The sequence below is a fragment of the Streptomyces mutomycini genome (assembly GCF_001700505.1).
GTDB classification, from domain to species: domain Bacteria; phylum Actinomycetota; class Actinomycetes; order Streptomycetales; family Streptomycetaceae; genus Streptomyces; species Streptomyces mutomycini.
In genome coordinates this window covers 23,133-30,995 of record NZ_MAPV01000104.1, presented here as the reverse complement: position 1 = coordinate 30,995, position 7,863 = coordinate 23,133, and the positions used below count along the sequence as shown (strand labels likewise).

Here is a 7,863-nt window from a genome sequence, read left to right as displayed (position 1 = left end):
TCGAGGAGCGCGTCACATCGAAGCGGGTGAGATTGCCGCAGAGCGTGCAGCGCCAGCGGGTCCCGTCCGTCGGCTGGGGAACCGTCGTCATCGTTGCGTCCTCTTTCGTCGAGTCTCGTACGTGCCCAGGTCTTCGATCTCGCGGTGCGCCGTCGAACTGCGGATGTCCTGCCGCAACCCTACGGCCTAGTGCATAACCATCGGCACGGCGAGGCGGTCTGTCCCGTTCTCACCAGGTGCGTCATGCTCTGTACGTGATCGAATGGCGGGAAGTCGGCTGGCGGGAGCGGGCCCGGGGGCTGGGGGCGGCGGCCACCGCGGGCGGCGCCCCCGTCACGTACGGGCTGATGGCGCTGTGCTGTGCGGTGTTCCTGATCAGCCCGCTCTCGGGGTTCAACCCCGGCCACGGCACCGGCGACGCACTCCTGGCCGCCCAGGCCGGGTACTTCGAGCAGTGGGGTGTGATCCCCAGCGAGCTCATGGACGGCTCGGCGCACGCGGCGCTGACCCCGCTGACCGCTCTCTTCGTGCACGGCAGCTGGCTGCACCTGCTGGGCAACATGCTCTTCCTGTACGTGTTCGGCGCGATGGCCGAGGAACGCATGGGCCGCACCGGGTTCGCCTTCTTCTATCTCGCGTGCGGCTACTTCGCCCTGGTGGCCTACGCCGTGGTGCACGCGGGTTCCGACCAGACGCTGGTCGGGGCGTCGGGGGCCATCTCCGCGGTGCTCGGCGCGTTCCTCTACCTGTTCCCCCGGGCCAGGGTCACCAGCCTCTTCCCCTTCCTCTTCTTCCTGCCGCTGCGCTTCCCCGCCTGGATCGTGCTCGTCTTCTGGTTCGTCCTCCAGTGGCTGGCGGCGCAGAGCGCGGGCAGCGGCCCGGGCGTGGCGTACCTCGCGCACGTGGCGGGTTTCGCGGGCGGGTTCCTCTACGCATGGGCCCGGTTCCGGGGTACTAGAGTGAAGTCTCCAGCCACGGCCACTGAGGGAGAAAGCCAGCCGTGATCACCGCGATCGTGCTCATCAAAACCAGCGTGGACCGGATTCCCGAGATCGCCGAGGCCATCGCGGCGCTGGACAGCGTCAGCGAGGTCTTCTCGGTCACCGGCACGTACGACCTGATCGCCATGGTCCGGGTGGCCCGGCACGACGATCTGGCCGATGTCATCCCGGGCCGGATCAGCAGGATCCAGGGCGTCGAGGCGACCGACACCCACGTCGCCTTCCGCACGTACTCCCAGCACGACCTCGAGGCGGCCTTCGCCATCGGTCTCGACGCCTGAGAACGGCGCCCGGGCAGGACGCCCGGCACGGCGCGCGGCTCCGGCCGGGAGGAGGGGGCACCCCCGTCCCGGCCGGAGCCGTATCCGTGCCCCTCAGACCTGCGCGGCGCCCCGGTCGGGCACGCAGCGGCCCTCCTCGGTGCGGTAGGTCCAGCGGGCGCCCTTGCCCACCAGCTCGCGGACGGCTCCCAGGAACCGCTCGATGTGCTCGTCGGGCGTACCGGCGCCGAAGCTGACCCGGATGGCGTTGAGCGACCTCTCCCCCGGCGCGGCCTCGGGCGCGCCGCACTCGCCCGGCTCCTGCGGCTCGCTGCCCAGCAGCGTCCTCACCAGCGGGTGGGCGCAGAACAGTCCGTCACGCACCCCGATGCCGTACTCCGCGGAGAGCGCCGCGGCGAAGTGCGAGCTGTTCCACCCCTCGACCACGAAGGAGATGACGCCGACCCTCGGGGCGTCGTCGCCGAACAGGGAGAGCACCTTCACCTCGGGGACACCGGCGAGGCCCTCGCGGACCCGGGTCACCAACTGCTGCTCCCGCGCGACCAGCCGGTCGAATCCGGCCTCGGTCAGGGCCTTGCAGGCGGCGGCGATGGAGTAGACGCCGATGACGTTCGGCGATCCGGCCTCGTGCCGGGCCGCGGTGGTGTGCCACTCGACGTCCACACTGCCGTCCGTGCGCCTGGTGACCTTGCGGGAGGCGCCGCCACCCGCGAGATACGGCTCCGCGTCCACGAGCCAGTCGGCCCGGCCCGCGAGGACACCCGAGCCGAAGGGCGCGTACAGCTTGTGCCCGGAGAAGGCGACCCAGTCGACGTCCAGCTCGGCGATGTCCACCGGGTGGTGGGGCGCCAGCTGTGCCGCGTCGAGCACGATCCGCGCTCCGTGCGCGTGGGCGGCGGCGGCCAGTTCCCTCACCGGCCACAGCTCACCGGTGACGTTGGACGCGCCCGTGACACAGACCAGTGCGGGCCCGTGGGGTGCACGGCCGGACAGTGCACGCTCGAGGGTGGCGACGGCCTGGTCCGGGGTGCGCGGGGCGTCGAGGCAGGTCACCCGGGCACCGCGCCACGGCAGCAGCGAGGCGTGGTGCTCGGTCTCGAACACGAACACCTCGCAGTCGGCGGGCAGAGCGGCGGCGAGCAGGTTGAGGGAGTCGGTCGTCGAGCGGGTGAAGACCACCTGGTCCTCCGCACGGCAGCCGAGGAACTCCGCGACGGTCACGCGGCTGCTCTCGAAGAGGTCGGTGGAGAGCTGCGAGAGGTAGCCGGCACCGCGGTGCACGCTGCCGTAGTACGGGGCGTAGGCGGCCACGTCGTCCCACACCCGCTGGAGGGCCGGGGCACTGGCCGCGTAGTCGAGGGCCGCGTACCCGACCTCTCCACCCGTCACGAGCGGAACGGTGACATCAGCGCCCAGAACAGCCAGCGGGGCACAAACGGACGGGTCGACTACAGCGGTGGGGACAGACATGGCGAACTCCCGTGGAAGGCAGGCGGGATCCACGCGCCGGCAACAGGCAGCAGCGCGGGAAGGAAGAAAAAAAGGGTGTGCGGAGGAGGGCGTCGAGCCCTATCGCATTCGCTTGCTCACAAGAGGCTCCCTGGGACCAGGACCCCAAGGGGTGGCATCCGAGAATGCCGAGGGGCCCGCGCTTGCCGCAGACCTCACTGCCTGCGGCCCGGTCTTCACCCGGGGCACCCCGCCACGGACGGAGGGTTGCCGGACAGCGGGCCGGGGCCGTAGTCGCTGTCACTCATGACCTGCGCAGCATCCTGCCACATCCACGGCGACGCGCAAGGGCGCGGTCCGCGATACGGACCGCGCCCTTGCTGCCCCTGTGCACTCAGGCGTTGCTGGCCGCCACCCAGCGCTCCAGCGCGCGCTTGGCCGCTCCCGAGTCGATCGACTCCGCGGCACGCACGATCCCGGCCGAGAGCTGCTCGTTCAGCGTGCCCCCGCCGCCGTCCAGCGCGACCAGCGCGGCGGCCGAGTTGAGCAGCACCGCGTCCCGCACGGGGCCGGTCTCCCCGTCGAGCAGCCGGCGGGCCACGTCCGCGTTGTACGAGGAGTCCGCGCCGCGCAGCGCCTCGACGGGAACGAGCTCCAGGCCGACGTCGCGCGGGTCGAACGCCTCCTCGCGGACGGAGCCGTCACGGACGGTCCAGACCCGGGAGGTCGCCGTGGTGGTCAGCTCGTCGAGACCGTCGTCGCCCCGGAAGACGAGCGCCGAATTCCCCCGGTCCGCCAGCACGCCCGCGACGATGGGCGCCATCTTCGGGTCGGCTACCCCGATGGCCTGGGAGCGCACCCGGGCCGGGTTGGTGAGCGGGCCAAGGATGTTGAAGGTGGTCTGCGTGCCGAGCTCCTTGCGCGCCCTGGCCGCGTAGCGCAGGGCGGGATGGAACTTCACCGCGAAGCAGAAGGTGATGCCCGCTTCCTCGGCGACGGCGACGACGCGCTGCGGCGTCAGTTCGAGGTTGACGCCGAGCTTCTCCAGCACGTCGGATGCCCCGCTCGCCGACGAGGACGCCCGGTTGCCGTGCTTGACGACCTTCGCGCCCGACCCCGCGACGACGATCGCGGACATCGTGGAGATGTTGACCGTTTTGGCCATGTCCCCGCCCGTCCCCACGATGTCGACCGTGCGGCCGGGCACATGGATCGTGTGGGCGTGCTCGTACATGGCGCGGACGAGTCCTGTGACCTCGTCGACGGTCTCGCCCTTGGCCCGCAGCGCGACGGCGAAGCCCGCGATCTGCACGTCCGTGGCCTCGCCGCTCATGATGCGGTCCATGGCCCACGCGGTGTCGTCGGCACTGAGGTTCTCACCGCGGAGGAGGGGGGTCAGCACGCCCGGCCAGGTGGGGGTACCCCCGGACGAAGTCTGAGGGAGAGCCGCCACGCTGTCGCCGCCGTCCGGGGTCACCACGTTCATGGTCCGCTCCTGGGGTCCACAGCCGATACGAGTATGCCTCCCACCCTATCCAGCCCCGGGGACAGCGAAGAGCCCCGTCCATCGGATGGACGGGGCTCCCGCTGTGGCGTTCAGCTGAGGTGATCAGTGGTGGCCGTGGCCGCTGGTGATCTCCTTGTACTCCTCGGCAGTGGGCTTGGCGATCTGGTTGTCCTCGCCGAAGTAGCTCTGGCTGAGCCTGGCCCGCAGCTTCTGCAGCGCCGACGGCTTGCGCTCGACACCGTTCTCGTCGACCGTCGGGCCGATCTCGACCGGCTTGTACTGCTCGTGCGCCGTGAGCGTGTGCAGCTGGGCCGGACTGAGCGGCTCGTGGATCTCGACGAACTCACCGTGCGGCAGGCGCTTGATGGTGCCGGACTCACGCCCGTGCAGCACCTTCTCCTTGTCGCGGCGCTGGAGGCCGAGGCAGATCCGCCGGGTGACGACGAACGCCAGGACCGGGCCGACGAAGAACGCGATCCGCACGAACCAGCTGATCGCGTTGAGCGACAGGTGGAAGTGGGTCGCCCAGATGTCGTTGCCGCCGCCGATCAGCATGACGAAGTAGATCGTCACCCAGGCGACACCCAGACCGGTACGGGTCGGAGCGTTGCGCGGACGGTCCAGGATGTGGTGCTCGCGCTTGTCGCCGGTGATCCACGACTCGATGAACGGGTAGAGCGCGAGCGCCCCGAGGACGAGACCGAACAGCACCAGCGGGATGAGCACGCCCAGGACCAGCGTGTGGCCCCAGAGGTTGATCTCCCAGCCGGGCATCACACGGACGAAGCCTTCCGCGAAGCCCATGTACCAGTCCGGCTGGGCGCCCGTGGAGACCTGGTCGGGACGGTACGGGCCGAGCGCCCAGATCGGGTTGATCGTGGCGATCGCGGAGAGGATCGCGATGAAGCCGAAGACCAGGAAGAAGAAGCCCCCGGCCTTGGCCATGTAGACCGGCAGCAGCGGCATGCCGACGACGTTCTTGTTCGTCTTGCCCGGGCCGGCGAACTGCGTGTGCTTGTGGAAGAAGACCAGGATGAGGTGGCCGACCACGAGCCCGAGCATGATGCCCGGCAGCAGCAGGATGTGGATCGAGTAGAACCTCGAGATGATGTCCGTACCGGGGAACTCCCCGCCGAACAGGAACATCGAGATGTACGTACCGACGATCGGCATCGACAGGATCGCGCCCTGCGTGAACCGCACACCCGTACCGGAGAGCAGGTCGTCCGGGAGCGAGTAGCCGGTGAACCCGGTGAACATGCCGAGCACGAACAGCAGGAAGCCGAACAGCCAGTTGATCTCGCGCGGCTTGCGGTACGCACCGGTGAAGAACACCCGGAACATGTGCACGAACATGCCGGCGAGGAAGATGATCGCGGCCCAGTGGTGGATCTGCCGGACCAGCAGGCCACCGCGGACGTCGAAGCTGATGTCCAGCGTCGAGGCGTAGGCCGCGGACATACGGATGCCGTTCATCGGCTCGTACGAGCCGTGGTACACGACCTCGTTCATGCTCGGGTTGAAGAACAGCGTCAGATACACACCCGTGAGGATGATGATGATGAAGCTGTAGAGGCAGATCTCACCCAGCATGAAGGACCAGTGGTCCGGGAAGATCTTGCGCATGTTGGCCTTGGCCAGGCCGTAGATGCCCAGCCGGCCGTCCGCCCAGTCGGCCACCCGCTCGCCGGCGGGCGCCTTGCGCTGTGTTTCCGTCGCAGTACTCATCCGCGCTCCCAGAAGGCAGGACCGACGGGCTCTTCGAAGTCACCGAGCGCTTCGAGGTTGCCCTCGCTGTTCACACCGATCCGCAGCTGCGGAAGGGCGTGACCGGCCGGACCGAAGATGACGCGGGCGCCGTCGGAGAGGTCGAAGGTGGACTGGTGGCACGGGCAGAGCACGTGATGCGTCTGCTGCTCGTACAGGCTGATCGGGCAGCCGACGTGGGTGCAGATCTTGGAGAAGGCCACGATTCCCTCGTGCGCCCACTCACGCTCACGCTTGTCCTTGATGTTCTCCGGCTCGATGCGGATGATCATCAGGGCAGCCTTGGCGATCTGCGTCTGGAAGTCGTGCGCGTCCTCCTCCAGGCCCTCGGGCATGGCGAAGGTCAGCGAACCGACGACGACGTCCTCGGGACGCAGCGGCTCCATCGTGTTCATGTTGACGAGGAGCTTGCCCTTGGCCCACAGGGTCGAGCGGAGCTTCTTCTCCGGCAGCGGACCGAGGTCGCGCAGCAGCACCACACCGGAGAGCGGCACCAGGGCCAGCGCACCGAACATGGTGTTGCGGATCAGCTTGCGCCGTCCGATCGCGGACTCCTTGGCACCGGCCGCGAAGTCGGCCATGACCTTGGCCTTGACCTCGGGCTCCGCCTCGATGGCGTGCCGGTCGTCCGCGACCTCCACGTCGGACATCAGGGTGCGCGCCCAGTGGACGGCGCCCGTGCCGATGAGGAAGAGCGCCAGCCCCAGGGTCATCCCGAGGGAGAAGTTGAGCGCGCTCACGTGGCCGAGCGGCCAGATGTAGACGATCTTGTCGACCGGGAAGATGACGTACGAGGCGATGAAGCCGATCGTCGCCAGCATGGACAGCGTGAACATGAAGGCGACGGCACGCTCGGAGCGCCTCGCGGCCCGTTCGTCGATGTCCTGGATGCGCGGCCTGTGGGCCGGCAGCCCCGGGTCGGCGAACGGGTCGCCCGCACCCTCTACCGCGCCGTGCGCGGTGTCCTGCACTACCGGCAGGTTCTCTTCTGGAATCTGTTGGCTACTCATGACTTCTTGGCCTTAGCGGTGTGGGCCGCGACCCATACGGCGATGGCGATCAGGCCGCCCAGGCCGAAGATCCAGCCGAAGAGACCTTCACTGACGGGGCCGAGGCCACCGAGCGCGAGCCCACCTGGGGACTCGGACTCATCACCGTTGACGGTCTCGATGTACGCGATGATGTCTTTCTTCTCCTGCTCCGGCATCGTGCTGTCCGGGAAGGAGGGCATGCTCTGCGGGCCGGTCTGCATGGCCTCGTAGATGTGCTTCGGGCTCACGCCTTCGAGGTCCGGGGCGTACTTCCCGTTCGTCAGGGCGCCGCCCTTGCCGGTGAAGTTGTGACACTGAGCGCAGTTGTTGCGGAACAGGTCACCGCCCTTGGCCACGTCGGCGCCGGCGGGGTCGACCTGGCTCTCGGTCGGCGTGATCGGACCGGCGCCCAGGGACGCGACGTAGGCCGCGAGCTGGTCGATCTCGGCCTGGTTGTAGATGACCTTCTTCTTCGGGACCTGGGCGCCCGGCTGCTGGGCCGGCATGCGTCCGGTACCGACCTGGAAGTCGACGGCGGCGGAGCCGACGCCCACGAGGGACGGCCCGTCGGTGGTGCCCTGACCGCCGGATCCGTGGCAGCTTGCACAGCCCACGGAGTAGAGCTTCTTGCCCTCGTCGATGGCGAGGGACTGGGCGGTTTCGTCGGCCTGCGCCTTACCCGCAGGCGCAAACGCGGCGTACAGCCCCCCGGTAGCCGCCAGCGCGAGGAGTAGTACGACGACCGCCGCCAGCGGATGGCGTCGTCGTGCGGAGAGCTTTTTCACGGATTACCCCGGTGTCAGGATCTTCTGCGTCGATGGTGGGTG

The 7,863-nt window shown here is 69.0% G+C and carries 7 protein-coding genes and 1 riboswitch; of the genes, 2 read left to right on the top strand and 5 right to left on the bottom strand.

Annotated features, from left to right (window positions below):
* The first annotated feature begins 236 nt into the window (after positions 1–236).
* Entirely contained in the window at positions 237–1,004 is a 768-nt protein-coding gene (locus BFF76_RS16235; protein ID WP_042836418.1) for a rhomboid family intramembrane serine protease, read from the top strand.
* Positions 1,001–1,282, top strand: coding sequence for an Lrp/AsnC family transcriptional regulator (locus tag BFF76_RS16230; protein WP_031093667.1), 282 nt, complete (start codon positions 1,001–1,003; stop codon positions 1,280–1,282). Before BFF76_RS16235 ends, BFF76_RS16230 begins: the two co-directional genes overlap by 4 nt.
* Before the next feature lie 93 nt (positions 1,283–1,375).
* On the opposite strand, the gene BFF76_RS16225 is transcribed toward BFF76_RS16230, so the two are convergent.
* From BFF76_RS16225 to qcrC, 5 genes are all read right to left on the bottom strand, one after another.
* A complete protein-coding gene (locus tag BFF76_RS16225; RefSeq protein WP_053930534.1) occupies positions 1,376–2,752 on the bottom strand; it encodes an aminotransferase class V-fold PLP-dependent enzyme in 1,377 nt (458 codons plus the stop codon).
* 173 nt (positions 2,753–2,925) lie between these two features.
* A riboswitch (SAM riboswitch) is annotated at positions 2,926–3,043 on the bottom strand.
* A gap of 82 nt (positions 3,044–3,125) precedes the next feature.
* Positions 3,126–4,217: an anthranilate phosphoribosyltransferase gene (gene trpD / locus BFF76_RS16220; RefSeq protein ID WP_065848475.1), complete on the bottom strand. Its 1,092-nt coding sequence runs from the start codon at positions 4,215–4,217 to the stop codon at positions 3,126–3,128.
* 123 nt (positions 4,218–4,340) lie between these two features.
* Positions 4,341–5,966, bottom strand: a complete 1,626-nt coding sequence (gene qcrB, locus BFF76_RS16215) for a cytochrome bc1 complex cytochrome b subunit (protein WP_031093677.1) — start codon at positions 5,964–5,966, stop codon at positions 4,341–4,343.
* Complete coding sequence (gene qcrA, locus BFF76_RS16210; RefSeq protein ID WP_031093678.1) at positions 5,963–7,015, bottom strand: cytochrome bc1 complex Rieske iron-sulfur subunit; 1,053 nt, start codon at positions 7,013–7,015, stop codon at positions 5,963–5,965. The genes qcrB and qcrA overlap by 4 nt, the downstream gene beginning before the upstream one ends.
* A complete protein-coding gene (gene qcrC / locus BFF76_RS16205) occupies positions 7,012–7,821 on the bottom strand; it encodes a cytochrome bc1 complex diheme cytochrome c subunit (RefSeq protein WP_031093680.1) in 810 nt (269 codons plus the stop codon). Before qcrC ends, qcrA begins: the two co-directional genes overlap by 4 nt.
* Positions 7,822–7,863 lie beyond the last annotated feature (42 nt).